The organism is Streptococcus sp. 20925_1_22, from assembly GCF_041431685.1.
GTDB lineage: Bacteria > Bacillota > Bacilli > Lactobacillales > Streptococcaceae > Streptococcus.
In genome coordinates this window covers 89173-115534 of the sequence record NZ_JAPVYE010000003.1, presented here as the reverse complement: position 1 = coordinate 115534, position 26362 = coordinate 89173, and the positions used below count along the sequence as shown (strand labels likewise).

Below are 26362 nucleotides of genomic sequence, written 5' to 3'. Positions count from 1 at the left end.
GTATGGATCGGATTTGTTTTTTACTGAGTTTTCACTTTTCTAGCCTTCTCAATTTCCCCTTGAATCTTATAAAGATTTTCCGAAAGGCGACCAAAGTAGAGGAGCTCTCCCATCCACTTGATGAGCTTGTTTTTTGAATTTTTTGTCAATTTATTTTGTTCTTGTTCTAGCGTAACCTCAAGCCCTTTTGAGCAAGGCTTGGTATTGTAGGAAGTAATCGTTTTTTCACTGTGGGACGAGATTTGAATGACGTAGGTTTCATGGCGACGATAGTCCAGAATCTCATAATCAGTCTTGGTATAGACATTGTCTGACAATTTTGAGTAACGAAGTCCTTTCTTTAACCTATCTATCTTTTTTGTTTGATTGTCAGTTTGATTGATTTGATTCAGAAACTCGCTTTCCAAGAAGTCATAAAATTCATCTGAAGTGACTTGGAGTTCTCTAATAATCTTCATAAATTAAGTATATAATAAGCCCTTGTGGAAAGTAACCCCCTAAGGAAAAAGAGACGGATTTTAATGAATTTTTATACTCTTTAGCTTTGTGTTATACATTATCATAAAAAACGATTAATTTTTATACACTAATTTTACGATAGGTTCTAAAATATATTAAAGGAACTACTTGAAAATAGCAAAGTACCAGAGGTAAAGCACGTAAGAAACTATTGCTTTAAATTTTTTATAATAAATTGAGTATGAATGGCATTTGAAAATGGATACACTAAGCTAGAAAACTGTATATTAAGAAAATATAAACGCTTTTGACAGTAGAATAGAGCTATAGTAAACTTTGGGTAAGAAGTCAAATTGAAAGGAGGAGTTTGTATGGAAGAATGGAATAGTTCAGCGGAGATTATTGCCATGTCCTTAATAGCCAACTCGGGTTCAGCCCGATCCTTAGCTTTTGAAGCACTAAAAAAAGCAAAACTAGCAGAATTTGATGCAGCTAAGGAATTAATGGATGAGGCAAATAGTGTAATTTTAAAGGCCCATCATTCCCAAACAGATTTATTGCAGGAAGAAGCACAAGGAAACGGTCATCAGTTGAGTATACTGCTTGTTCATGCACAAGATCATTTTATGACGAGTCTCTTGGCCATTGACCTTATCACTGAGATGATTGAGCTGTATTCCAATCGAGAAGGAGAAAGACAATGAAAATCTTATTAATATGTGCAGCTGGTATGTCCACGAGCATCCTGATGAAAAAAATGGAGCAATATGCAAATGACCAAGGTATTGACCTCGATATCAAAGCGGTCGGATTGATGGACTATCAAGATTATGCTCAGGACTATGACGTAATTTTATTAGGTCCTCAGGTTTCTTATAAACTTGATTCTGTCAAAGAGACAGTTTCAAAACCTGTTGCCACCATTCCAGCTATGGATTATGCAATGGGAGATTGTAAGAATATCTTTCAATTAATTAAAGCAATATCTTAAGGAGGTTTTTCTGATGGAAAAATTCTTTAACAGTAAATTCATGACCAAACTTCAGGAAATTGGTTATAAACTGGCCAACAATGTGTTTATACAGTCTTTACAAGCTGGATTGGGCTCTCTCTTGGGATTGATTACCGTAGGTTCCTTATTTCAAGTCTTAGCTGCAATTGGAAATGAAACTGCTCTAGGTTGGTTCAAAACAGGGGATGCAGTGTATAATACATTGACCTTGCCTTTCCGTTATTCAATGGATTTTATTTCTATCTGGGTTGCTATCTTCTTTGCTTATCATTATGCTAAGAATTTGAAATTAAAATCCCCTATTATGGCAGCTGTTGATACAGCAGTTACTTTCATGCTTGTGGCAGGAGCTTTTGTTGATACTGAAGAATTCTCCGGTCTGCAATTAGACTATCTCGGCTCACAAGGTATGTTTATCAGCTTCTTTATTGTCTTTGTCGTCGTACAGATTGAAAAATTCTGTTATGAAAAAGATATTAAAATAAAGATGCCCGATGTTGTGCCGCAGTTCCTGCAAGATAGTTTCGGCTCTATTCTGCCGGTATTCTTCTCCATCACTCTCTTCCTCTTGCTGAATGTTGGAATTGGAGCATTGACAGCAGGAGCTTATAATGTTCCGTCTGGTTTTATGGCTCTCTTGCGTGCACCGCTTGGCGCTGTATCATCTGTTCCAGGTATTGTGATGCTTTGTATGTTAGCGCTGATTCTTTGGTGCTTCGGTATTCATGGTACCCTCATCATTATTCCAATCATTTCTCCGCTTGGGATTCAAGCGGCAACAACTAATGCTGCTCTTCATGCGAACGGTCAGCCAATGCAATTCTTCCCAGTCTTACTCTACACTTCCATGGCTTTAGTTGGTGGTACAGGGAATACCTGGGCCCTGGTCTTGATGGGCTTACGATCAAAATCTAAACAAATCAGTGCCGTATCAAAGATTTCACTCATTCCTGGGTGGTTTGGTATCAACGAGCCAGTAACATTTGGTATGCCAATTATGTTCAACCCAATTCTTTGTATCCCTTATGTACTCAATGTGCCTATTATGATGATTTTGACTTATTTTGCTTACAAAACAGGCTTTATCATTCCAGCTTGGATTGTTGTCAGCGCTCAGTTGCCAATGGGCTTTAGTAACTATCTAACCACCCTTCGTTGGCAAAACTTTGTTTGGGACTATATCTTGATTTTACCAGCTATGTTAATCTACTATCCATTCTTCAAGAAATACGAAGAGCAATTGGTTAAGCAAGAAGCTGAAGCGGAAGCAATAGAAGCCAAAGGAGGTGCAGCAGCTTGATTGATGTAACAAAATTTTCCAGAGACTTTCTCTGGGGATCGGCTTCAGCTGCCTATCAAGTTGAAGGAGCTTGGGATGAAGATGGTAAGAGTCTATCTATCTGGGACGTCTTTGTTCGCCAGCCTAATAGGACCTTTAAAAACACTACAGGTGATGTGGCTGTGGACCATTATCATCACTATAAAGAAGATGTTAAACTGATGGCCGAAATGGGCCTAAAAGCTTATCGATTTTCTATTGCATGGACCCGTATTTTGCCTGAGGGACGAGGAGAGGTCAATCAGAAAGGGATTGAATTTTATTCAAATTTGATTGATGAGCTTCTCAAATATAATATTGAACCCATTATCACGATCTATCACTGGGATCTGCCTCAGACGCTCCAAGATGAGTATGGAGGCTGGGAATCCAGAAAGATAATCGACGATTTCCTGTATTATGCAGAGATTCTCTTCAAAAACTTTGGAGATCGAGTGAAATATTGGATTGGACTCAATGAGCAAAATGTTTTTGTTGGACTCGGCTACAGAGATGGCTATTTCCCACCAGGGATTAAAGACATCAAGCGAATGCATCAAGTCAATCACATTGTCAACTTAGCTAATGCGACGATTATCAAACGATTCCATGATTTAAAAATAAAAGGTCAAATCGGTCCAAGCTTTGCCTTTCCTGTTCTCTATGCTCTGGATAATCGACCAGAAAATGTTCTAGCAATGGAGAAATCCTTGGATATTAATGTTTGGTACTGGATGGATGCTTATCTATTGGGACGTTATCCAAAGACAGCCTTAGCTTATCTGAAAAATCAATTCGGTATAGAATTAGATATCCGAGAAGGGGATTTAGAGATTTTAAAAGCTGGTCGTCCAGATTTCGTTGGTGTCAACTATTACCAATCTCATACTTTTGCTGCTAATGTTCCGAATGCTGAAGCTGGTGAGCCGGACCAGTTTAAGCATGTGCCAAATGAACACTTAGAGCGTACTAGCTGGGAGTGGGAAATAGATCCAATTGGTTTGCGAATTGCTTTACGGCGGATTACCAGTAGATATGACATCCCGATTATGATAACTGAAAATGGGCTAGGAGAGTATGATACCTTAACGGAAGATAGAAAGATACATGACCCATATCGGATTGAATATCTTGATAAGCATATTACAGCTGTACAAAACGCCATAGAAGATGGTTGCCAAGTCATCGGCTATTGTACGTGGTCTTTCACAGATTTACTTTCATGGCTCAACGGCTATGGCAAGCGTTATGGATTTGTTTATGTAGACCGTGATGAGGAAGAAGGTGGTAGTCTAGAGCGGATTCGAAAAGATAGTTTTTACTGGTATCAAAAATTAATTAAAGAATTTGAGAGCAAAAGAGAAAACAGTAGAACCTATTCATAGAAAAAAGTCAGCAGTTTATAGGGATATAAACTGCTGACTTTTCTTTTTTATTTTTCTCGCATTTGACCTTGTGGGAAGTAGGTTCCTTCTGGCATGTCGTTAATGATGACATGGACAGCAGACTGAGGTGCGCCTGTATTTCTGATAACAGCTTCAGTTACTTCCTTGGCGAGAGCTTTTTTCTGCTCCAGAGTACGACCTTCAAATAAATCAATTCTAACAAATGGCATATTTTCTGCCTCCTTTATTTCTTTATCATTATTTTATCATAAATGAGGTTTTAAAGAGTAGTGAATTATGGTAAAATAATGTGAAGTAAAAATGGAGATAGTGAATTAGCAAAGATTTAAATTATGGCTCAGTTATACTACAAATATGGCACGATGAATTCGGGCAAGACCATTGAAATTTTGAAAGTGGCCCACAATTATGAAGAACAAGGCAAGAGCGTCGTCATCATGACCTCGGCTATCGATACAAGAGACGGCTTTGGGGTTGTTTCCAGTCGCATCGGCATGAAACGAAATGCCATAGCTATTGAGGATGAGACAGATATTTTTGGCTATATCCAGCAGCTGCCTGAAAAACCTTATTGTGTTTTGATTGATGAGGCTCAGTTTTTGAAACGCCATCATGTCTATGATTTGGCTAGAGTGGTGGATGAGCTGGATGTTCCGGTTATGGCTTTTGGTCTGAAAAATGATTTTCGCAATGAACTCTTTGAAGGCTCCAAACATCTCTTACTCTTGGCTGATAAGATTGAGGAGATTAAAACCATTTGCCAATATTGCTCTCGTAAGGCCACTATGGTTTTACGGACTGATAACGGAAAGCCAGTTTATGATGGTGAGCAGATAAAAATTGGCGGCCACGAGACCTATATCTCAGTCTGCCGCAGGCACTATTTTAACCCCGATATTAAGTAATTCGATGATAGAAATAAAGGAGATGATGAAAAATCTATGAACATCTATGAACAGTTACAAGCAGTTGAAGATCGCTACGAAGAACTTGGTGAACTCCTAAGCGACCCTGATGTAGTCAGCGATACCAAGCGTTTTATGGAGCTTTCTAAGGAAGAAGCCAGCACCCGCGATACAGTGACGGCATACCGCGAGTATAAAAAAGTCCTGCAAAACATCACAGACGCTGAAGAAATGATAAAAGACGCCTCTGGTGATGCGGACTTGGAGGAAATGGCCAAGCAAGAACTAAAAGATGCCAAGGCTGAAAAAGAGGAATACGAAGAAAAGCTAAAAATTCTTCTTTTGCCCAAAGATCCAAATGACGATAAGAATATTATCCTTGAAATTCGCGGTGCTGCAGGAGGAGATGAGGCTCAGTTGTTCGCCGGCGACCTCTTGCAGATGTATCAAAAATATGCTGAAAGCCAAGGCTGGCGCTTCGAAGTTATGGAAGCTTCTTACAATGGTGTAGGTGGAATCAAGGAAGTGGTTGCTATGGTCTCTGGTCAGTCCGTCTATTCAAAACTTAAGTATGAATCTGGCGCTCATCGCGTACAGCGGGTTCCTGTAACTGAAAGCCAAGGCCGCGTTCACACCTCGACGGCGACAGTTCTAGTCATGCCAGAAATCGAAGAAGTAGAATACGACATTGATCCTAAAGACCTGCGGGTAGACATCTACCACGCCTCAGGTGCTGGTGGACAGAACGTCAATAAGGTTGCGACAGCAGTTCGTATCGTCCATCTGCCAACCAATATCAAGGTCGAAATGCAGGAAGAGCGGACCCAGCAGAAGAACCGGGATAAGGCTATGAAAATCATCCGAGCTCGTGTAGCAGACCACTTTGCTCAAATCGCTCAAGATGAGCAGGATGCAGAGCGCAAGTCCACAATTGGTACAGGTGATCGCTCAGAGCGGATTCGCACCTATAATTTCCCGCAAAATCGAGTGACAGATCACCGTATCGGCTTGACCTTGCAAAAGCTGGACACGATTTTAGCTGGCAAACTGGATGAAGTCGTTGACGCTCTGGTTCTCTATGACCAAACGCAAAAACTAGAAGAGCTGAATAAATAATGACATTGGCTCAATATTTGGCGGAGTTAGAGCAAGAGCTGCTAGCAGCGGGAGAAGAAGCAGAAAACCTATCTTTCGTTTATAGGGCTCTCAATGAGCTCTCCTTTACCGACTTTGTTCTCAAACTTCGGACAGAAGTCAGCCAGGAAGACCATAAACAGCTAAAAGCAATTCAAGAGCAGCTGCTTGCTCACAAGCCAGCTCAGTATATCATTGGCAGCAGTGACTTTCACGGCCTGACTCTCAAGGTGGACGAGCGAGTTCTGATTCCGAGGCCTGAGACGGAGGAGCTGGTGGAGCTGATTTTGTCAGAAAATCCCGAAAGTTCTCTGTCTGTCTTGGATATTGGAACGGGTAGCGGAGCCATTGCTCTGACACTGGTAAACAGCCGTCCAGACTGGCAGATTACTGCTTCTGATTTGTCAAATGATGCTCTTGCCTTGGCAGCAGAAAACGCTCAGTTCTGCAGACTTAACCTTGCTTTTGTCCAATCCGATTGCTTGGATGCAATTCAAGGAAAATTTGATATCATTGTCTCCAACCCGCCCTATATTTCAGAAGCGGATAAGGACGAAGTCGGACTTAACGTTCTGACCTCAGAGCCACACATGGCCCTCTTTGCTGAGGAAGATGGCTATGCCGTCTATCGGAAAATAGCCGAGCAGGCAGGAGACTATCTGACAAAAAAAGGAAAAATCTATCTGGAAATTGGTTACAAGCAAGGAGACGGTGTTGCTGATTTGCTAAAAAAATCTTTTCCCAAAAAACGAATCCGAGTCCTGAAAGATCAATTTGGCAAAGATAGAATGGTGGCGGTTGACAATGGATAAGATAGAAAAGAATCTGGCAGCGGGCGGAGCAGTTGTTCTGCCGACAGAAACAGTGTATGGTCTCTTTGCCCAGGCTTTGAATGAAGAGGCGGTTGAGCGAGTCTACGAATTAAAACGAAGACCTCGTGACAAGGCTCTTAATCTCAATGTTGCTAGCTTGGAAGAAATTTACAACTTTTCCAAGAACCAGCCCTGCTATCTGGATCAACTCTACCAAGCTTTTCTGCCTGGACCGCTGACTATTATTCTCCAAGCCAATGACCGAGTGCCAGCTTGGATAAACTCAGGTATGGAAACTGTGGGCTTTAGAATTCCTAATCATCCAGTTACCCTAGATTTGATTCGAAAGTACGGGCCCTTGATTGGTCCATCCGCCAATCTTTCTGGAAAAGCTAGTGGAACTTCTTTCCAGCAGATTATGATGGATTTTCAAGAGGAGGTCTCGGGAGTAGAAGATGATGACTTTTTGACAGGTCAGGATTCAACTATTCTGGACTTGTCTGGAGAAAAGGCTCTTATTTTACGCCAAGGGGCAATCACTCGCGAGGATATTCTCGCCCAAGTAAATGATATAAAATTTTAACTTTTAGGACCTAAGGTCCTATTTTCGCAAAAGAAGGGAGACACCTTATGATTTTTGACCAAGAAGACTACAAAGCATTTGACCCAGAGATTTGGGAAGCAGTTGCTAAAGAAGAAGAACGTCAGCAGCATAATATTGAGCTGATCGCTTCAGAAAATGTCGTTTCTAAAGCTGTCATGGCTGCTCAAGGTTCTATTTTGACCAATAAATATGCTGAGGGCTACCCAGGTCGCCGTTACTATGGTGGGACAGATGTAGTGGATGTGATTGAAAGTCTAGCCATTGAGCGTGCCAAGGAAATCTTTGGTGCCAAGTTTGCCAATGTGCAACCTCACTCAGGTAGCCAGGCTAATTGTGCAGCTTATATGGCTTTGATTGAGCCAGGTGATACAGTTATGGGCATGGATCTGTCTGCTGGCGGTCACTTGACTCATGGTGCATCAGTCAGCTTCTCTGGTCAAACCTATAATTTTGTATCCTATAGTGTTGATCCAGAAACAGAATTGTTGAACTTTGATGCTATCCTCCAGCAAGCCAAAGAAGTTCAGCCTAAGCTGATTGTGGCAGGGGCTTCAGCCTATTCTCACATCATCGACTTTTCAAAATTCCGTGAAATCGCTGATGCAGTGGGTGCCAAGCTTATGGTAGATATGGCTCACATCGCTGGTTTGGTTGCTGCTGGCCTCCATCCTAGCCCTGTGCCTTATGCGGATATCACAACCACGACGACCCACAAGACATTGCGTGGCCCTCGCGGCGGCTTGATCTTGACAAATGATGAAGACCTAGCTAAGAAAATTAACTCAGCTATCTTCCCAGGCATTCAAGGCGGACCACTGGAGCATGTCATTGCAGCCAAAGCTGTGGCTTTTAAAGAAGTGCTGGATCCAGCTTTCAAGGTTTATGCTCAGCAGATTTTGGATAATGCCCAAGCCATGGCCCAAGTCTTCCGTCAGCATGACAAGTTCCGTGTGATTTCTGACGGTACTGAAAATCACCTTTTCTTAGTTGATGTTACTAAGGTTGTAGAAAATGGGAAAGTAGCGCAAAATCTCTTGGATGAGGTTAATATCACGCTTAATAAAAACTCCATCCCTTACGAAACTTTGTCACCATTTAAGACTAGCGGAATTCGTATCGGTACAGCAGCTATTGCAGCTCGAGGCTTTGGTGTAACAGAAAGTATCAAGGTAGCAAAGCTTATTATCAAGGCTCTGGAAAACGCTGAAAACGAAGCGGTGCTAAATCAGGTCCGGGCAGAAGTTCGCGAATTAACGGACGCTTTTCCACTCTATGAGGTCTTGAACTAAGATGGATATTTACGTAAAAAAAGCGATTATTCATCAATTCAGCCCAGCTGATACCGAACTGTTGCTGGCGGATAAGTTTCTCAACATTACTCCCAAGATTGAAGAATACCTGCGCAAAAAAATCGAGCGGGTCTATTCTGACGATGCTAAGACAGGTGTTTTCGATCCTGAAAACGTCTTTTTAGCCAATCTTTCAGACGACTTACTGGAAACATCAGTGACAGTGGCTAAGCTCTGGCAGGAGGAGTTTTCTGTCAGTGAAAACCAGAAAACCAACGATCTGATTTTTGTCCAGTTTGACAAAGAAGGTGTGGAGCACTTCGCTTTTCTGCGGATTGCTCTGCGGGAAACCCTGACCCACTTGGGTGGTGAGGTGGACAACCCTATCAAACTGACGCAGAACAATCTGCCTGGCTTTGGTACAGGTGCGGACGAGGCTTTGGTCATCAATCTCAAATCTCGCAAGTACCATCTGATTGAAAAGCGCATCAAGTATAACGGTGCCTTTCTCAATTATATGTCAGATAATCTCTTGCAGGTCAATCCGACAATCTCAGCTAAGAAATCAATCAAAGCACTTGAGAAGACTGCTCAAAAGGTTGCCGAAAGCTTTAACAAAGACGATTTTCAGTTCCAGTCCAAGGTCAAATCCAGTATTTTCAAAAATCTGGAAGAAAATGACGAACTGTCGCCTGAGAAGTTGGCCGATGATCTTTTTGACAGTAATCTGACTGCCCGACTTACTTTTATCGACCAAGTCAAGGAAGCTATTCCTGAGCCAGTCAAGTTTGACGAGATTGACAGCAGCCGCCAGAAGAAAAAGTTCGAAAATCAGAAACTCTCCCTTTCAAATGGAATTGAGCTCATCGTTCCCAATAATATCTATCAGGATGCAGAGTCGGTAGAATTTATCCAGAACGATAACGGGACCTATTCTATTTTGATTAAGAACATCGAGGATATCCAAAATAAATAATGTTTAAATTTCTAAGAAGACTGATTCTAGTCCTTTTCGTGCTCTTTGCCGGCTACAAGATTTATCAGGTTCATCATGATGTCAAGCAGGTCATGAAGTACCAGACTTTGGTCAGAGAAGTGCTGGACGAGCAGGACACAGCGGCCAATGAAGAATTGGTACTGGCCATGATTTATACAGAAACCAAGGGGAAAGATACTGATGTCATGCAGTCCAGTGAAAGCGCAACTGGTCAGACCAATGCCATCACGGACAACAAAGAAAGTATTCGCCAGGGAGTTCAGACCTTATCTGATAACCTAGAGTTAGCCAGCGAGAAAAAGGTGGATGTTTGGACAGCAGTACAAGCCTATAATTTCGGTCAGGCCTATATCGACTACGTCGCTAAAAACGGTGGTGAAAATACGCTAGAGCTGGCCAAGAAATATTCCAAAGATGTAGTAGCGCCAAGCTTAGGCAATGTAACTGGCAAGACCTACGGCTACTATAACCTGATTTCAATTTTTCACGGGCCAGAACTCTATATCAACGGCGGTAATTATTATTATTCCCGTCAGGTCAAGATGAACATGCATATCATGCGCCTCTTAAAATGGTTTTAGAAAGAAGTAGTTTAGCTTCTTTCTTTTTTGATGGTGAAGTAATAATCCAGATATTTGTAACCATGATAGATACATGATATAATTTTGTACATCTATCATAAAAAGGAATGAAAAATGAACAAGAAACTTGCTTTTAAGCTCCTCATTCTGGTTTTGGTGACAATTGCCGGTCTAACAGCTTTTTACAACCATAAAGAAGCCACTAGCCTCAATACAAAACAATTTGTGCAGTCAACAACGCCGACCTTGTTTTTCCACGGTTTTGGATCCAGCTCTAATGCTGAAAATCATATGACAGAGGCAGCCAAAAAAGCTGGAGTCACTCAGACAATTATCACAGCAAATGTCAGTAAAAACGGTCAAGTAAGCTTATTAGGCGAGATACCGAAAGGTGCTATCAATCCCATTATTAAGGTAAACTACGAAGATAACCGCAATGCCGACTATGCTCAAGATGGTAAGTATGCAGCTGCTGTGATTCGTAAGCTACAAGAGACTTATGGCTTTAATAAGATGAATCTGGTAGGCCATTCGATGGGGAATATGTCCATCCTCTTTTATATGCTAGAGAACGGTCAGGATGAAAATCTTCCTCAGTTGCAAAAGCAGGTCAATATTGCCAACCATGTTAATGGTCTGGAAGGAAGGGACTTGCCTGAAGATTTGACAATTCTAGACGACCAAACTGGCCAGCCTAGTGCTATGAGCCAGACTTATCAAAAACTACTGGGATTACGAGAAGTTTACCCGCAAGAACAAGTAGATGTTCTGAACATTTACGGTGATTTTAAAAACGAATCCGACGGTTCTGTCCTCAATATTTCTTCTCGCAGCCTCAAATATCTCATGGTTGAAAATGCCAAATCTTACCAGGAAAAGAAAATCACAGGTCAGTTGGCTCAGCACAGCCAATTGCATGAGAATCCAGAAGTAGACGAATTACTGATTGACTTCCTTTGGAAAAAGTAGGAAAGAGCAGTTACTGGCAAGCAAATCCAGTGACTGTTTTTTCTTTGAACTTCTTTGAGAAATGTTGTAAAATGTATCTATTATCTCAAGCCCTCAATGGATGAGATAATAATAACTCCATCATTGCAGCAACTTACCTGAAGCGCTCTGAACATCAAAAGGAGCAGAAATCACCAGCTCAAGGAACAGAAATTCGAGGCACTCAGAAAGAAGTTTGCTCTATAAAAAAGCTATAGAATTTGGGAAACTATAGCGGGAGGAAAAGAGGAAAAAATATGAAATTCAAAAAAACTTTAATGACAGCAGGAGCCTTGCTGGCTACTCTGTTTACTGTATCAACCGCAGCTGCCGATTCAAATGTTCAGAAAGTCATTGATGAGACTTACGTGCAGCCTGAGTATGTCCTGGGTTACTCCTTAGATGAGAGCCAAAAACAGCAGACCTTGCAGATGTTGGGCTACAATTCATCCAGCGACAGCAAGCCACTTAAGACCATGACACCGGAAGTCTACTCTAAAATCATGGATGTTGCCAACGACCCTAGCCTGCAGCTTTATTCTTCTGTGAAAATCCAGAAGTTAGGCGGCAATAAGCCATTAGAGGTCAAAATTGTCACTCCGCAAAACATCACCAAGGTTACTGAAGATATGTATCGCAATGCGGCTGTTACTCTAGGTGTTCAGCATGCGCAGATTACCGTTGCAGCACCGATTCCGGTAACAGGTGAGAGCGCCTTGGCAGGGATTTACTACTCTCTAGAGGATAACGGTGCGACCATTCCTCAGGAAAATAAAAACTTAGCGCAGGAAGAACTGGCTGCCCTTTCTGGTATCAATGCTGAAAATACAGGTAAGGAAGGCTATGACGCAGACAAGCTCAACGTGGCTCTGGCTGATATCAAAGCTGCTATCGCCAATGCTAAGAAGCACAACAGCAATCTGACAGCAGATGATGTCCGTAAGATTGTTGAAGAAACCTTGAAAAACTATGGTCTTACTCAGTCAGTGACCAGTGACCAAATCAACCTCATCGTGAATTTTGCTGTCAATCTTTCAAACAGTGGAGTCATTACAGATTCTGACTTTACAAAGACACTTAGTGACTTGAAAGACAGCATTGTTTCGAAGGCAGGGGATACCTTTAATAATATTAACCTCAACTTTGATGCAAACGGACTCCTTCAAGAAGGTGGTAATTTCTTTTCTAATATCTGGAATGCCATTGTCAACTTCTTTAAAGGATTGTTTGGCGGTTAATTCCAAGACTATGTAAAACAAGGCTAGGACTAAAATGTCCTAGCCTTGTTTGTTTTTCTTAATATATCAAATCCTCCATCAGAAGGTTTTCGATGGAGGATTTTTACTTTTAATATTTCAAGATTTATTTCTTACTCCCACTCAACAGTTGCAGGTGGTTTGCTGGTGATATCGTAGACGATGCGATTGACATGGTCTACTTCATTAACGATACGAACAGAAATCTTTTGCAGAATATCCCAAGGAATCTTGGCAAAGTCAGCTGTCATACCATCGATAGAAGTGATAGCGCGAATCGCAATTGTGTAGTCGTAAGTTCGGCCGTCGCCCATGACTCCAACAGATCGGACGCCAGTATTAACAGTAAAGTATTGCCAGATGTCGCGGTCAAGACCAGCTTTGGAGATTTCTTCGCGGAGAATAGCATCAGATTCGCGGACAGTTTCCAATTTTTCCTCAGTGATTTCTCCCATAACGCGAATAGCAAGACCTGGGCCTGGGAACGGTTGGCGCCAGACAATTTCATCAGGCATACCAAGCTCGGTACCCAAAGCACGCACTTCGTCCTTGTAGAGCGTGTTCAGTGGCTCAATCAGCTCAAACCGCATGTCTTCTGGCAGACCACCAACGTTATGGTGAGATTTAATAGTCTGAGCAGTGTCGGTACCGGATTCGATGACATCGGTATAAAGTGTGCCCTGAGCTAAGAATTTTACATCTTTTAGTTTGCTGGCTTCGTCGTCAAAGACATAGACAAACTCGTTTCCGATGATTTTACGTTTTTGCTCTGGATCTGAGACACCAGCTAGTTTGTCAAGGAAACGTTTAGCTGCGTCAGCCTTAATGATATTTAAACCAAATTTGCCGCCCAGCATATCCATGACCTGATCAGCTTCGCCTTTACGCAAAAGACCATGATCCACAAAGATACAGATTAGTTGATCACCGATTGCTTTCTGCAAGAGAACACCGACGACAGAAGAGTCTACACCACCAGAAAGCCCCAACAACACCTTCTTGTCACCAACGGTTTGGCGGATTTTTTGAATTTCCATGTCAATGAAGTTATCCATAGACCAGTCGCCTTTGGCTCCACAAATATTCAGAGCAAAGTTGCGCAGGATATCATAGCCAAACTCTGAATGACGAACCTCAGGGTGGAACTGAATGCCATAGATTTTCTTAGCTGGATTTTCAATGGCTGCAAAAGGACAGTCAGCAGAAGTACCAGTACGAACAAAGTCAGCAGGAATTTCTGTTACTGCATCTCCGTGGCTCATAAGAACTAACTGGCTTTCAGGTGTTCCGTTGAAAAGGCTGGAATTAGCAGTATGTGACAGATTTGACTGACCATATTCACGATTTCCAGCATGACCAGCAGGGACAACCTTGCCCCCCAGCTTGTGAGTCAAAAGCTGCATACCATAGCAGATTCCCAAAATCGGGATTCCCAACTCGAAAATTTCCGGATCAATATCAAAAGAGCCGTCTTCATATACAGAATTCGGACCGCCGGAAAGGATAATACCGACAGGTTGGATAGCACGGACTTCGTCAGCAGTAATCTTGTGGCTCTTGAGCTCAGAAAAAACACCGATTTCACGAATGCGGCGTGAAATCAGCTGGTTGTACTGGCTTCCGTAATCAAGCACGATGATCTTTTCGACATCTTGTAATTCAGTTCTAGTTGTCATCTGTTCCCTTTCTTAAAAGAAGTAATCTTTTCCCCTCATTTTATCACAAAAAAGGAATTTTTCCAAGGTAATAAGGAGCAAGAGTGATGAAAAAACGAATATGAGTCTTTATTTGGCTAAACAGCTAGAATCATGAGAAAAGCAAGCATTTGAGTGCTAATACTTATCATTTAGTTTGACATTTGAAGTATTTGGTACTAAAATAAAGGAAGGTACCAAATAAGAAAGAAGAGTCAACATGTTGCCCGCATATATCAAAATTCATGATCAGATTAAGAAAGATATTGACGATGCAGTTTGGGAGATTGGGGAGCGCCTGCCCAGCGAGCGAGATCTAGCCGAAACTTTTAAGGTCAGTCGTATGACGCTGCGTCAAGCCATCACACTCTTGGTTGAGGAGGGGGTGCTTGAGCGTCGGGTCGGTAGTGGAACCTTCGTAGCCAGCACACGTGTTCAGGAAAAAATGCGCGGCACCACCAGCTTCACGGAAATCATGAAGGCGCAAGGCAAAACGCCATCCAGTCAGCTCATTTCTTATCGGCGTACCCTGCCGAGCGAGCAGGAAGTGGAGAAGCTAGGCATCCATAAGACGGAAAATGTCATTCGGATGGAGCGGGTTCGCTACGCTGACGATTTGCCGGTGGTTTACGAGGTGGCTTCAATTCCAGAGAAGTTCATTAAGAATTTCAAAAAAGAAGAGGTGACTAGTCATTTCTTCCAGACCTTACAGGAACATGGCTATAAAATTGGCAAGTCCCAGCAGACTATTTATGCTCGATTGGCTAAGGAAAAAATCGCCAATTACCTTGATATTCCCCGAGGTCATGCCATCTTAGGACTGACTCAGATTTCTTACTTTGATGACGGCACAGCTTTTGAATACGTAAAAAGTCAGTATGTCGGCGATCGTTTTGAATTTTATTTGGAAAACAATTAATTATTGCAAAACTCTTGGTTATGACTAAGAGTTTTTAACTTGTCTTTTACTCGGCAGAAAAAGCTGATTGACCTTTTGCAATCTCATATTTCGAGTGTTTATTTCCCTTATCAGACTAGAGTTTATCATGCTTTTCTGGTATAATGTTTCTTATGGAAATTGAAAAAACAAACCGAATGAATGCTCTCTTTGAGTTTTATGCGGCGCTTTTGACTGACAAGCAGATGAACTATATCGAGCTCTATTATGCGGATGACTACAGCCTGGCTGAGATAGCTGAGGAGTTTGGTGTCAGCCGTCAGGCCGTTTATGATAATATTAAGCGGACGGAGAAGATTCTGGAAGATTATGAGAAAAAGCTGCACATGTACTCGGACTACATTGTTAGAAGCCAGATATTTGACCAGATTACAGAGAAATACCCTGGCGACAGCTATCTGCAGGAGCAGATCGGGATTCTGTCTGGTATTGACAATAGGGAGTGACTATGGCTAAACAAGTTATCTACAAGGGAATGTCATGCTGGTTGTTGGAGTCGGAAGAACCTTTTCCTGCTAGGATACAAATCATCTCCCCTGACGATCTTTCTAAGGCAATGCAAGAAGGCTTCAGCTGCTGGGGCTACCCAAATGAGATTATGAAAGAAGTCTCTTCCGAGGAATTTGCTTGTTTAACGCGTTTTGGAAAATTTCCACTGAATTGATTGAAATAGAAACTAGGAGAAATCAAAAATGGCATTTGAAAGTTTAACGGAACGTTTGCAGAACGTCTTTAAAAATCTGCGCAGAAAAGGAAAAATCTCAGAGAGCGATGTTCAGGAAGCAACCAAAGAGATTCGTCTGGCCCTTTTAGAAGCCGACGTTGCCCTGCCAGTCGTCAAAGACTTTATCAAGAAAGTCCGTGAGCGCGCTGTCGGTCATGAAGTTATCGACACCCTCAATCCAGCGCAACAGATTATCAAGATTGTTGACGAAGAACTGACAACTATCCTAGGCTCTGATACTGCTGAGATTATCAAGTCACCAAAGATTCCGACTATTATTATGATGGTTGGTCTGCAAGGGGCTGGTAAGACTACCTTTGCTGGTAAGCTTGCTAATAAGCTCAAGAAAGAAGAAAATGCTCGTCCGCTCATGATTGCGGCGGATATTTACCGTCCGGCGGCTATTGATCAGCTGAAAACACTTGGACAGCAAATTGATGTACCAGTTTTTGCTTTGGGTACGGAAGTTCCAGCTGTTGAGATTGTCCGTCAAGGTTTGGAGCAGGCAAAAGCCAACCACAATGACTATGTCCTGATTGATACGGCTGGGCGCCTTCAGATTGACGAAAAGCTCATGCAGGAGCTGTCAGATGTCAAAGCGCTGGCTAACCCGAATGAAATCCTCTTGGTTGTCGATGCCATGATTGGTCAGGAAGCGGCTAATGTCGCTCGCGAATTTAACAGCCAACTGGAAGTGACCGGGGTTATCCTGACTAAGATTGATGGCGATACCCGTGGTGGTGCAGCCTTATCTGTCCGTCAGATTACTGGTAAGCCCATTAAATTTACCGGTACCGGTGAAAAGATTACTGATATCGAAACCTTCCACCCAGATCGCATGTCCAGCCGGATTTTGGGCATGGGAGACATGCTGACTCTGATTGAAAAAGCCTCTCAAGAATACGATGAGAAAAAATCGCTTGAAATGGCTGAAAAGATGCGGGAAAACACCTTTGATTTCAATGACTTCATTGATCAGCTGGATCAGGTACAAGGCATGGGACCTATGGAAGACTTGCTCAAGCTGATTCCAGGTATGGCCAATAATCCTGCTCTCAAGAATATCAAAGTGGATGAGAAAGAAATTGCTCGCAAGCGCGCCATCGTATCCTCTATGACACTAGCTGAGCGGGAAAATCCTGACTTGCTGAGTCCTAGCCGCCGCCGTCGGATTGCTAATGGTTCGGGTAACAGTTTCGTCGATGTTAATAAATTTATCAAAGACTTCAATCAAGCTAAGCAGATGATGCAGGGCGTTCTGTCAGGCGATATGAGCAAGATGATGAAGCAAATGGGGCTCAATCCAAACAATATGCCTAAGAACATGCCTGGTGGCGGAGGTATGCCCGATATGTCAGGCTTAGGAGGAGCCGGCATGCCGGATATGAGCCAAATGTTTGGCGGCGGCCTCAAAGGTAAGGCTGGAGAGTTTCTGATGCGACGCAGCATGAACAAAATGGCCAAGCAAATGAAGAAAAACAAGAAGAAGCGGAAGTAATAAGGGAGAAATTCATCAAACAACTTGCTTATAAATATATATTTAGGAAAAGTTTAAAGGGAAAATTATGGAAAGAAAAAATAGGAGTCAAACAAAGTCAAAAAACCTTATCTCAAGGTTTATATCTCAATTTGCTGAATTAGGAATAAATCAAATAAAAACTGCAATTACAAATTTTATTTCTCTATTTATATTTGTTATTGTTTTAGTTTTTGCTGTTATTTACATAGGAATTCCATCTTTAGGAAGTTTATTTAATTCATTATCTCCTTGGAATCAACAAAAGCAAGAAATAAGTGCAAAAAATAATGTAAGAGATGCCTATTCTTCAATTATAGGGAGTAACGTAGGTGTTATCTCTCAAAATGGTTTTATTAGTTGGTTTAGTAGCAAAGAAGCGAAAGAAATTGATATTTCGATACCAAAGCTAATTAATTATTCTCCTCTGTTTGATGATGATTCAAATAGAAGTCAGTTAAAAACGGCTTTTGAATCATCGTTTAACAAAGATACAAGTTTTCAATCTGCTGGCACTTATAAAATATTCTATGACGGAGAATTAGTTGTTGGCTGGAAAGATGGGGAAAAGATTAGCAGTTTCAAAGATTTATCCAAGGTTCAAAAGAAAGAGATACTAGCCGATTTACAAAAGAAAATTTGGAATAAATCAAATGTAAAATTTAATGAATGGGAAAAAATTGGGGATCAAGATAATGTTGATTTTGATTTCAAACCTTCTTCCAACCGTGTTAAGATTATAGGAAAATTTCTGGATGAAGGCAGTTGGTTCTTTGGCGTTAGAAAGAAAAAATATAAATTGTATGTTGAGTATGATTTGAAGGACGATGATACGCCTGTTTTAGTAGATAAAAGTTTGAAAGTGGAGGAAGTAAAATGATATTAATTAAGAAATATTGCTTTCCTCTAATTGTTACTGCTTTATTTATTTCAATTTTTCTGGGTTATAATAAATATTCAGAAAGACAATTGTTAAAGCAAGACTTAAATCTAGATGGTATTTTTATTAATGTAAAAGGTGTGGAAATATCTACTGAAGAAACAAATTATTTCGAAAGTAAGCCTTATAAAAAAATTAAAATAGAAATTCCCTCACTATCTTCTCAACTTGATGATCAAACATCTTCTAGCAATTCTAATAATAAAGGAACACCAAATCAAATTATTAATAGAGAAAAATTTGATAAAAATTTTGTAGATTGGTTGAAATCAATTTACGATGAAAAAATTGCAAAAAAATATACTAAAAGAATTGAAATTTGGTATAGAGATATCAAGGTTGTAGATAAAGAATATAAATAATAATCAACAAGCTACATAAATCCGTTATGTGGCTTGTTTTTGAAAACATCGGATTCAGATATGGAGACTAATATGAAGCCTTTTTTGACTCAATTGATTCATCGACTTGCTAAAACTTTTCAAGAATTATTGAATAAGCTGCCTTCCCACCCTATTTCTCATCTTCCTGCCAGCAAGGTCGAAATACGTCCTATTATCATGATTCCAGGTAGTTCGGCGACTGAGAATCGTTTTAATCGAATGGTTAAAAAACTTAACCGGAATCAGCATCCACGTCATAGTCTGGTCCGTATTAAAGTCTGGAATGACAGACACATGACTTATCGGGGGCATTTGAAGCGCAAGGATAGAAATCCCATTTTTGTGGTCGGCTTTCAAAATAATCGCGATGGTTATGAAAATATCAAGCAGCAGGCAGCCATGTTTGACGCTGCCTTGACCGTCTTGCGAGAGAAGTATTCTTTTAACAAGTTTAAGGCGCTTGGGCATTCTAACGGAGGTCTAGTTTATACAGCATTTCTGCAGCAATACCTTGCAAACCACTCTGAGCTAGAGATGGAAAAGCTCCTGACTATTGGCAGTCCTTATAATCTGAACAAGAAAAATCTTAATCATCGAGTCCCAATGCTAGATGACTTTGTAGCCAATCAGGAAAAACTGCCTAAGAAGCTGCAGCATTTATCAATTTTGGGAATCTTTTTCCGAGATGGAGACGGAATTGTCCATAAAAGCAGTGTAGAGGCTGGGAGTTTAATTTATAAAGAAAAGGTTGCTTCACACAGAGAAATCGTCATCGTAGGCAAGGATGCTCACCATTCTTCCTTGCCGCAAAATGAACAAGTAGTTGATTTGATTAGGGAGTTCTTATTCTAGTGAATATTTTACATAATTTAATTTTAGTAAAAATTAGAAAGGTAATAAAACAATGAAAATGACAGACATTCTTTATAGGTATTATGGTGACTTTGATCTGGTAAATGAAAAATGGAACGAAGACTATGAAAGCATTTTAATTAAGCCAAAGGATAATCAAGAATATAAAAGATGCCGTTTGGCAAAGAAAACACCCAAAAAAGAAGGATACTTTACAGTCTTTTGGAAAAAAGACCAAGACAACAAGAATATTCCTTATACTGATAGAGACTTGGGTGATGAACTGGTTATTGTCGTTATCGACGACTGTCATTGCGGTTTATTTATAATTCCCAAAGAGGTGGCTATTAGTAAAAAAATTCTTTCTACAAAGGATTGTAAAGGAAAGATGGCTATGCGGTTTTATCCGTCCTGGTGCACAAATTTAAATAAAACAGCTCAGGCAACACAAAAATGGCAACTGGATTATTTTCAAAAAATCGAATTAGAAGAATAAGTTTTAGGTAAAACAAGATAGGGTTGAGAAACTAACTCTGTCTTGTTTTTATTATCTGTTTTGTAGTAAAGTTAAATTACTCACCTCCCTACATCATCTTTCCGAAAAACTATAATTTTCTTGAAAAATATATCTAGATATGCTATACTACTGTTGTTACAGAAAAAACGGAGAAATATGATGAGACGTGAACTGTTATTAGAAAGAATTGATAAACTCAAAGCCACTATGCCCTGGTACATTTTGGAATATTACCAGTCTAAGCTGGCAGTACCTTATAGTTTTACAACCTTATACGAATATCTCAAAGAATATGATCGCTTTTTTAACTGGGTGCTAGAATCTGGTATCACAGATGCTTCTCAAATTGCTGAGATTCCTCTCTCGGTCTTGGAAAACATGAGCAAGAAAGACATGGAGGCCTTTATTCTTTATCTGCGAGAGCGGCCGCTTCTCAATGCTAACACAACCCAAAACGGTGTTTCCCAGACAACCATCAACCGGACTCTGTCGGCTTTGTCCAGCCTCTACAAATATTTGACTGAGGAAGTTGAAAACGAGCAGGGTGAGCCCTACTTCTATCGAAATGTGATGAAAAAGATTTCTACTAAGAAGAAAAAGGAAACCTTGGCTGCTCGTGCAGAGAATATTAAGCAGAAGCTCTTTTTAGAGGATGAGACGGAAGAATTTCTCCAGTATATTGATACGGAGTACCCTAAGAAGCTCTCTAATCGCGCTCTATCTTCTTTTAACAAGAACAAGGAACGAGATTTAGCCATCATTGCCTTGCTGCTAGCCTCTGGTGTTCGTCTGTCTGAAGCTGTTAATCTAGACCTAAAAGACATCAATCTCAAAATGATGGTCATTGAAGTGACGAGAAAAGGCGGAAAAAGGGACTCTGTCAATGTTGCTGCTTTTGCTAAGCCCTATTTAGAAGAGTATCTGAGTATTCGAAGCAAACGATACAAGGCCGAAAAGACGGATACAGCTTTCTTTTTGACTGAATACCGCGGCACTCCTAATCGAATCGATGCTTCCAGTGTTGAAAAAATGGTGGCCAAGTATTCTGAGGACTTCAAGGTGCGAGTGACGCCTCACAAACTCCGCCACACGCTTGCTACACGCTTATACGATGCAACCAAATCTCAAGTTCTCGTCAGTCATCAGCTAGGGCATGCTAGCACTCAGGTAACAGACCTCTACACCCACATTGTCAATGATGAGCAAAAGAACGCTTTGGATAAATTATAATATTACATAATTTAAACTATGTAATTAAAAATGACAATAAAAACTAAAGAGCGAAAATCTAGTTTAGATGCTTCGCTCTTTTTCTTATAAAAACTCAATCCAATAATTACGATGGGGTTCGACAATCAGCGGTTTGCCCCAGAAGCGCTTGAGATGCTCCAGATTTGCTGCTGTGACAGGTCGATTTTTGGCGTTGTACTTTTCAGCGCTTTCTCTAGTTAGGAAGCATTTGACCGCTTCGTAGGAGCCTTCTGCCGTCTCTCTATTCAATCCTTCGAAGCTAATTTCATCGCCAGGCTGAGGATTGTCCGTGAAGAGTTTTCCGATAAAATAGACCGTCTTACTCTTCATCAGATCGTAAGCCTTGATATTTCCTATCCGGTTATTAGCTGCTGCAAACATGATGCAAAAGCTGTCGAAAAGGTCCTTCAAGGGCATCAGATCTTCCTTGGGAACGAAGACATCTACCATGTAGAGCCCGCCCATGACTAGGTTTTGGAAAGAAGGTTGCTGAATCACATTATCTAACGCCATGCCAAGCGGTAATTTCACGGCTTGATAACCTGATTTTTCAAATTCTTCTTTCTTTTTCTCATAATCTTCTTCAGATATGCTAACATAAAAATTGTCTGGATTAGGAGATGGTTTTTTCTTCAGAAAAGCTACAACTGTGCGGTCCAACTGCTCAAACAGACCAAGGCTTTCTACTGGGACTTTCTGCATCAAGACACCTCTTTCTCTGATTTCCTATCATTTTATCATATCTGACAGATAAAGCCTAGAGAAAACTAGATAGTTAAGGAAACGTAAGAATGTTGTTGATTTGAAATATACTGTTTACATGAAAAACCAAACTCCGAAGAGTTTGGTTTCATTTATATCATCATTTAACCGACGATAGCTTCGGCAATCTCTTCTCTGCTGATTCCAGCAAAGTAGCGGCTGATATCAATCGTTTCAAGAGCTTTAAAGACATCTTCGCGTTCGTATTTAACGCCGCGCAGCACATCTTCTACTGCTGCTACGTCCTCAATACCAAAGAAGTCTCCATAGATCTTAATATCCTGAATCGTGGATTCAACAACATTGGCAAAGATTTCTACCTTACCGCTGGTAAACTTGGTGCCACGGCGCACGTTGTATTCAGGCGATTTACCGTAGTTCCAGTCCCAAGTTCCAAACTTGCTATCTCTGATTTGCTTGATTTCTTCTAGTTCTTTCTCAGAGAAGACATATTCTGTCATTTCTGGATATTCTTTCTTCATATAGTCCAGAAGCAGGTCACGGAATTCTTCGACAGTAATCTTTTCTGGCAATTCATTGACGATATTTGTCACGCGTGCACGGACAGATTTAACCCCTTTTGATTCGAACTTGTCTTTAGAAACCTTAAGCGCATTGGCCAAGACAGACAAATCAACATCAAAGAGCAGGCAACCATGGTGCATGATACGGCCGTTGATATAGGCCTGCGCATTGCCACAGAACTTCTTACCATCAATCTCTAGGTCATTGCGGCCAGTGAATTCAGCCTTTACCCCAAGTTCTGCCAAGGTGTTGATAACCGGCGTAGAAAAACTCTTGAAGTCAAAGGCACGCTCTTCGCTTTCCTTGGAGATAATGGTGTAGTTGAGGTTGTTTAGATCATGATAAACAGCTCCACCGCCGCTAATACGACGTACGACCTCAATGCCATGCTCACGAACATAATCACGGTTGATTTCTTCGATGGTGTTTTGGTGGCGCCCCACAATGATAGAAGGTTTGTTAATCCAGAGCAGGAAAATTTCATCCTCATCCAAGAGGTGTTTGAAAGCATATTCTTCCAGAGCAATATTAAAAGCTGTATCATTTGAGTAGTTAACAATGTATTTCATAAGCTACCTCTTTATCTTTATACGATAGAGACTGGAACAATGTTTTATGCCCAGTCTAATCTATCTTTTAAATTATTTTTTCTTAGGTGAGTGAACTGCCAATCCCAGTACGTCCGCAAATGCTTCGTACATAACTTCTGAGAAGGTTGGATGACCGTGAATAGTCTTAAGCATTTCTTCTACAGTGATTTCCATTTCGATGATGGTTGATGCTTCATTGATTAATTCTGCAGCTGCAGGACCGATGATATGAACACCGAGCACTTCACCATACTTCTTGTCAGCAATGACTTTCACAAAGCCTTGAGCTGCATCGGAAGCGATAGCACGGCCGTTAGCAGCGAAGTTGAACTTACCAATTGCTACATCGTATTTCTCACGAGCTTGCTCTTCTGTCAAACCAACTGCTGCTACTTCAGGAAGAGTGTAGATAGCAGCAGGCGTCAGATTGAGTTTGGCAACGTGGTGGTTTCCTTTCAGAGCATTTTCAGCAGCAACTTCACCCATACGGAAAGCTGCATGAGCCAGCATCTTAGTACCGTTGATATCACCTGGTGCGTAAATACCTGGAACAGAAGTTTCCATGTACTCATTGACCTTGATACGGCCGCGATCCAGTTCGAACTCAACCTCACCAATGCCTTCTAGGTCTGGCACGCGTCCGATAGACAGCAGAGCCTTATCTGCGAGGATATCTTCCTTTCCTTCAACTTTGATACGAAGTTTGCCGTTTTCTTCGATGATTTCTTCCAACTTAGTTTCAGTTAGAATTGTCATGCCCTTACGCTCCAAGATGAGGCGAAGGTTTTTAGAAACTTCCGCATCCATAGCTGGTACAATGCGGTCCATCATTTCGATAACGGTAACTTTTGAGCCAAATGTCATGAAGGCTTGTCCAAGCTCAATACCGACAACACCACCGCCGATAATTACAAGATTTTCAGGCACTTCGTTCATTTCCAGAATATCATCACTAGTCATAACAAGAGATGATTCCATACCTGGGACATTGATCTTGCTGACTTTTGAACCACCAGCCAAGATAATCTTCTTCGTCTCTAGCAGATTGCTGCCGTTTACAAGAACATTCTTGTCTTTAGTAATGGTACCAATTCCCTTATGAACATCTACGCCATAGCTGCGAAGAAGGCCAGCAACACCGCCAACAAGCGTATTAACAACCTTGTTTTTAGTTTCAAGGACCTTGTCCATATCAACTGTAAAGTTTGGATTTTCAATGATGATACCGCGGTTAGCAGCGTGACCAAGGTTTTCAATGATTTCAGCATTGTGCAAGTATGTCTTAGTAGGGATACAGCCACGGTTCAAGCAGGTTCCGCCTAGCTCAGACTTCTCAACTAAGGCAATCTTACCACCCAGCTGGGCTGCTTTGATAGCCGCTACATAACCAGCAGGTCCGCCACCGATAACTACGATATCGTAAGCATCATCACTCTTATCATCATCTGTATTTGCCGCTGCAGCAGGAGCTGGAGTTTCCGCAGGTGCAGTTCCACCAGCAGTTGGAATGTTTTCTCCTTCTTCTCCCAAGTAACCGATGACTTCCGTAACTGGAACAGTTTCACCGTCACCTTTGAGAATGGCAATCAGGTAGCCATCTTCTTCAGCTTCCAATTCCATGCTGACCTTGTCAGTCATGATTTCCAGAAGGATTTCCCCTTCTTTGACAAATTCGCCGACTTTCTTATTCCATTGGACAATTTGCCCTTCGGTCATATCCACGCCGGCTTTTGGCATAATTACTTCTAAAGCCATTTTTCTTTCCTTTTCTAATTTAATTTTTCACTTGCTGAGTGTTTCGTTTCTTTACTTTTTAAACTAGCAAAGAAAATCTTATACCAACATTGAAATTGGGTCTTCAATCAAAGCCTTCAAGTCCTTCATAAACTTAGCTCCAGCCATTCCGTCAACTACACGGTGGTCAATGGTCAAGCCAAGACTCATAATTGGACGGATAACAATTTCGCCATTAACAACGACAGGTTTTTCCACTGTTGAGCTCACACCTAAGATAGCAGAGTTAGGCTGGTTGATGATGGGCCCAAAGGACTGAACGCCAAACATACCCAAGTTACTGATTGTGAAAGTTGAGTTTTGCAGCTCGCTTGGAGCTAACTTGCCTTCCAAAGTACGTACGATAACATCTTTAAAGGCTACCACAAGCTCTGATAAAGTCATTTTCTCTGCATTGTAGACAACTGGTGTCATCAGGCCATTATCCATACCGACTGCCATTGAAAGGTTGACATAGTTGTGAGTGATAATGGTCTTGCCATCCTCTGTCAAGGTCGAATTGAGATAAGGATGTTTCATCAAAGTCTTCACAACAGCCAGCGAAAGCAGGTCTGTGACAGTTACTTTCTTGCCAGTGGCTTCCATGATTGGATCCAGCACTTTTTTACGCAAGGCCAGCATTTCTGTCATATCAACATCATAGTTGAGGGTGAAAGTTGGCGCAGTTAGGTAAGATTCTACCATCCGCTGAGCAATGACCTTCCGCATTGGTGTCATTGGAATACGCTCAATTTCACCGTAAGGAGTGACATTATCAGGCACTTCTTCTACTTTTTCAATTTGAGCAGGAGATTTGATTGTATCGCTCTCAACATTCTCAGGCAAGAAAGCAAGAACATCTTTCTTCATAATCTTGCCACGATGGCCAGTTCCTTGAATCTCTTGCCAAGCAATATTGTGTTCTTGGGCAATTCGTTTTGCCAGTGGTGAAATACGCACCACGTTTGTATCTTTATAAGTTTCCACGTCTTCTTTGTGGACACGACCGTTTGCGCCTGAGCCAGAAACATCATAGAGGTTGATTCCCAAATCATCCGCTAACTTTCTAGCTGCAGGAGTCGCTCTTAGCTTATCATCAGCCATGACCTCTCCAATT

The 26362-nt window shown here is 41.3% G+C and carries 29 protein-coding genes; 22 read left to right on the top strand and 7 right to left on the bottom strand.

Translation table 11 applies throughout. From position 1 onward, the window contains the following. Positions 1-20: 20 nt before the first annotated feature. On the bottom strand, positions 21-458 hold the full coding sequence (locus O3621_RS05030; RefSeq protein ID WP_314450000.1) for a DUF3284 domain-containing protein: 438 nt from the start codon (positions 456-458) through the stop codon (positions 21-23). A gap of 372 nt (positions 459-830) precedes the next feature. On the opposite strand from O3621_RS05030, the gene O3621_RS05025 reads away from it, so the two are divergent. From O3621_RS05025 to O3621_RS05010, 4 genes are read left to right on the top strand one after another with little or no spacing between them, the layout of a single operon-like run. Further along, positions 831-1163 (top strand): PTS lactose/cellobiose transporter subunit IIA, encoded by a 333-nt coding sequence (locus O3621_RS05025; protein WP_314449998.1) that lies wholly within the window; start codon positions 831-833, stop codon positions 1161-1163. After that, positions 1160-1450, top strand: coding sequence for a PTS sugar transporter subunit IIB (locus O3621_RS05020; protein ID WP_002909758.1), 291 nt, complete (start codon positions 1160-1162; stop codon positions 1448-1450). Before O3621_RS05025 ends, O3621_RS05020 begins: the two co-directional genes overlap by 4 nt. Positions 1451-1463: 13 nt before the next feature. Continuing rightward, positions 1464-2771: a PTS sugar transporter subunit IIC gene (locus O3621_RS05015; RefSeq protein ID WP_002915238.1), complete on the top strand. Its 1308-nt coding sequence runs from the start codon at positions 1464-1466 to the stop codon at positions 2769-2771. Further along, positions 2768-4174, top strand: a complete 1407-nt coding sequence (locus tag O3621_RS05010; RefSeq protein WP_314449995.1) for a glycoside hydrolase family 1 protein — start codon at positions 2768-2770, stop codon at positions 4172-4174. Before O3621_RS05015 ends, O3621_RS05010 begins: the two co-directional genes overlap by 4 nt. A 47-nt stretch (positions 4175-4221) precedes the next feature. On the opposite strand, the gene O3621_RS05005 is transcribed toward O3621_RS05010, so the two are convergent. Then, complete coding sequence (locus O3621_RS05005; protein WP_260468138.1) at positions 4222-4422, bottom strand: 4-oxalocrotonate tautomerase; 201 nt, start codon at positions 4420-4422, stop codon at positions 4222-4224. A 105-nt stretch (positions 4423-4527) separates the two neighbouring features. On the opposite strand from O3621_RS05005, the gene O3621_RS05000 reads away from it, so the two are divergent. The 9 genes from O3621_RS05000 to O3621_RS04960 all read left to right on the top strand — a co-directional run bounded on the left by O3621_RS05000 (position 4528) and on the right by O3621_RS04960 (position 12742). Continuing rightward, positions 4528-5100, top strand: a complete 573-nt coding sequence (locus tag O3621_RS05000; protein ID WP_314449993.1) for a thymidine kinase — start codon at positions 4528-4530, stop codon at positions 5098-5100. Between the two features lie 36 nt (positions 5101-5136). Then, a complete protein-coding gene (gene prfA, locus O3621_RS04995) occupies positions 5137-6216 on the top strand; it encodes a peptide chain release factor 1 (RefSeq protein ID WP_002895522.1) in 1080 nt (359 codons plus the stop codon). Next, a complete protein-coding gene (prmC, locus tag O3621_RS04990; RefSeq protein WP_314449991.1) occupies positions 6216-7046 on the top strand; it encodes a peptide chain release factor N(5)-glutamine methyltransferase in 831 nt (276 codons plus the stop codon). The genes prfA and prmC overlap by 1 nt, the downstream gene beginning before the upstream one ends. Continuing rightward, entirely contained in the window at positions 7039-7629 is a 591-nt protein-coding gene (locus O3621_RS04985) for an L-threonylcarbamoyladenylate synthase (RefSeq protein WP_223311421.1), read from the top strand. Before prmC ends, O3621_RS04985 begins: the two co-directional genes overlap by 8 nt. Positions 7630-7676: 47 nt before the next feature. Beyond that, positions 7677-8939 (top strand): serine hydroxymethyltransferase, encoded by a 1263-nt coding sequence (gene glyA / locus O3621_RS04980; protein WP_314449988.1) that lies wholly within the window; start codon positions 7677-7679, stop codon positions 8937-8939. A gap of 1 nt (position 8940) precedes the next feature. Next, a complete protein-coding gene (locus O3621_RS04975) occupies positions 8941-9915 on the top strand; it encodes a nucleoid-associated protein (protein ID WP_295505035.1) in 975 nt (324 codons plus the stop codon). Then, positions 9915-10517: a lysozyme family protein gene (locus O3621_RS04970; protein ID WP_002915229.1), complete on the top strand. Its 603-nt coding sequence runs from the start codon at positions 9915-9917 to the stop codon at positions 10515-10517. The genes O3621_RS04975 and O3621_RS04970 overlap by 1 nt, the downstream gene beginning before the upstream one ends. Positions 10518-10631: 114 nt before the next feature. Next, positions 10632-11486, top strand: a complete 855-nt coding sequence (locus tag O3621_RS04965; RefSeq protein ID WP_048773440.1) for an alpha/beta hydrolase — start codon at positions 10632-10634, stop codon at positions 11484-11486. 275 nt (positions 11487-11761) lie between these two features. Next, positions 11762-12742, top strand: coding sequence for a DUF1002 domain-containing protein (locus O3621_RS04960; RefSeq protein WP_314449983.1), 981 nt, complete (start codon positions 11762-11764; stop codon positions 12740-12742). 131 nt (positions 12743-12873) lie between these two features. On the opposite strand, the gene guaA is transcribed toward O3621_RS04960, so the two are convergent. Further along, positions 12874-14436, bottom strand: a complete 1563-nt coding sequence (guaA, locus tag O3621_RS04955; protein ID WP_125341683.1) for a glutamine-hydrolyzing GMP synthase — start codon at positions 14434-14436, stop codon at positions 12874-12876. A 238-nt stretch (positions 14437-14674) separates the two neighbouring features. Between guaA and O3621_RS04950 the strand changes: the two genes are divergently transcribed. The 9 genes from O3621_RS04950 (at position 14675) to xerS (ending at position 21574) form a co-directional block, all read left to right on the top strand. Then, positions 14675-15373: a GntR family transcriptional regulator gene (locus tag O3621_RS04950; RefSeq protein ID WP_002909746.1), complete on the top strand. Its 699-nt coding sequence runs from the start codon at positions 14675-14677 to the stop codon at positions 15371-15373. A gap of 152 nt (positions 15374-15525) precedes the next feature. Beyond that, positions 15526-15858, top strand: a complete 333-nt coding sequence (locus O3621_RS04945; RefSeq protein ID WP_032906723.1) for a putative DNA-binding protein — start codon at positions 15526-15528, stop codon at positions 15856-15858. A 2-nt stretch (positions 15859-15860) separates the two neighbouring features. After that, on the top strand, positions 15861-16076 hold the full coding sequence (locus O3621_RS04940) for a 2-oxoglutarate:acceptor oxidoreductase (protein WP_125341681.1): 216 nt from the start codon (positions 15861-15863) through the stop codon (positions 16074-16076). A 28-nt stretch (positions 16077-16104) separates the two neighbouring features. Continuing rightward, complete coding sequence (ffh, locus tag O3621_RS04935) at positions 16105-17634, top strand: signal recognition particle protein (protein ID WP_314450188.1); 1530 nt, start codon at positions 16105-16107, stop codon at positions 17632-17634. 67 nt (positions 17635-17701) lie between these two features. After that, a complete protein-coding gene (locus O3621_RS04930; RefSeq protein WP_314450186.1) occupies positions 17702-18532 on the top strand; it encodes a hypothetical protein in 831 nt (276 codons plus the stop codon). After that, positions 18529-18954, top strand: a complete 426-nt coding sequence (locus O3621_RS04925) for a hypothetical protein (RefSeq protein ID WP_314450184.1) — start codon at positions 18529-18531, stop codon at positions 18952-18954. The genes O3621_RS04930 and O3621_RS04925 overlap by 4 nt, the downstream gene beginning before the upstream one ends. A gap of 72 nt (positions 18955-19026) precedes the next feature. Continuing rightward, positions 19027-19827 (top strand): alpha/beta hydrolase, encoded by an 801-nt coding sequence (locus tag O3621_RS04920; RefSeq protein WP_314450182.1) that lies wholly within the window; start codon positions 19027-19029, stop codon positions 19825-19827. 52 nt (positions 19828-19879) lie between these two features. After that, entirely contained in the window at positions 19880-20323 is a 444-nt protein-coding gene (locus O3621_RS04915; protein ID WP_002930444.1) for a MepB family protein, read from the top strand. Between the two features lie 180 nt (positions 20324-20503). Then, complete coding sequence (gene xerS / locus O3621_RS04910; RefSeq protein ID WP_314450195.1) at positions 20504-21574, top strand: tyrosine recombinase XerS; 1071 nt, start codon at positions 20504-20506, stop codon at positions 21572-21574. A gap of 84 nt (positions 21575-21658) precedes the next feature. On the opposite strand, the gene O3621_RS04905 is transcribed toward xerS, so the two are convergent. The 4 genes from O3621_RS04905 to O3621_RS04890 all read right to left on the bottom strand — a co-directional run bounded on the left by O3621_RS04905 (position 21659) and on the right by O3621_RS04890 (position 26349). Beyond that, the gene (locus O3621_RS04905; protein WP_314450178.1) at positions 21659-22297 is read right to left on the bottom strand and encodes a hypothetical protein; all 639 of its coding nucleotides are present in this window, start codon (positions 22295-22297) and stop codon (positions 21659-21661) included. Positions 22298-22461: 164 nt separating this feature from the next. Further along, positions 22462-23451 (bottom strand): lipoate--protein ligase, encoded by a 990-nt coding sequence (locus O3621_RS04900; RefSeq protein WP_314450176.1) that lies wholly within the window; start codon positions 23449-23451, stop codon positions 22462-22464. A gap of 72 nt (positions 23452-23523) precedes the next feature. Beyond that, entirely contained in the window at positions 23524-25227 is a 1704-nt protein-coding gene (gene lpdA, locus O3621_RS04895) for a dihydrolipoyl dehydrogenase (RefSeq protein ID WP_314450175.1), read from the bottom strand. A 78-nt stretch (positions 25228-25305) separates the two neighbouring features. Continuing rightward, positions 25306-26349, bottom strand: a complete 1044-nt coding sequence (locus O3621_RS04890; protein ID WP_125434214.1) for a dihydrolipoamide acetyltransferase — start codon at positions 26347-26349, stop codon at positions 25306-25308. Between the last annotated feature and the right edge of the window lie 13 nt (positions 26350-26362).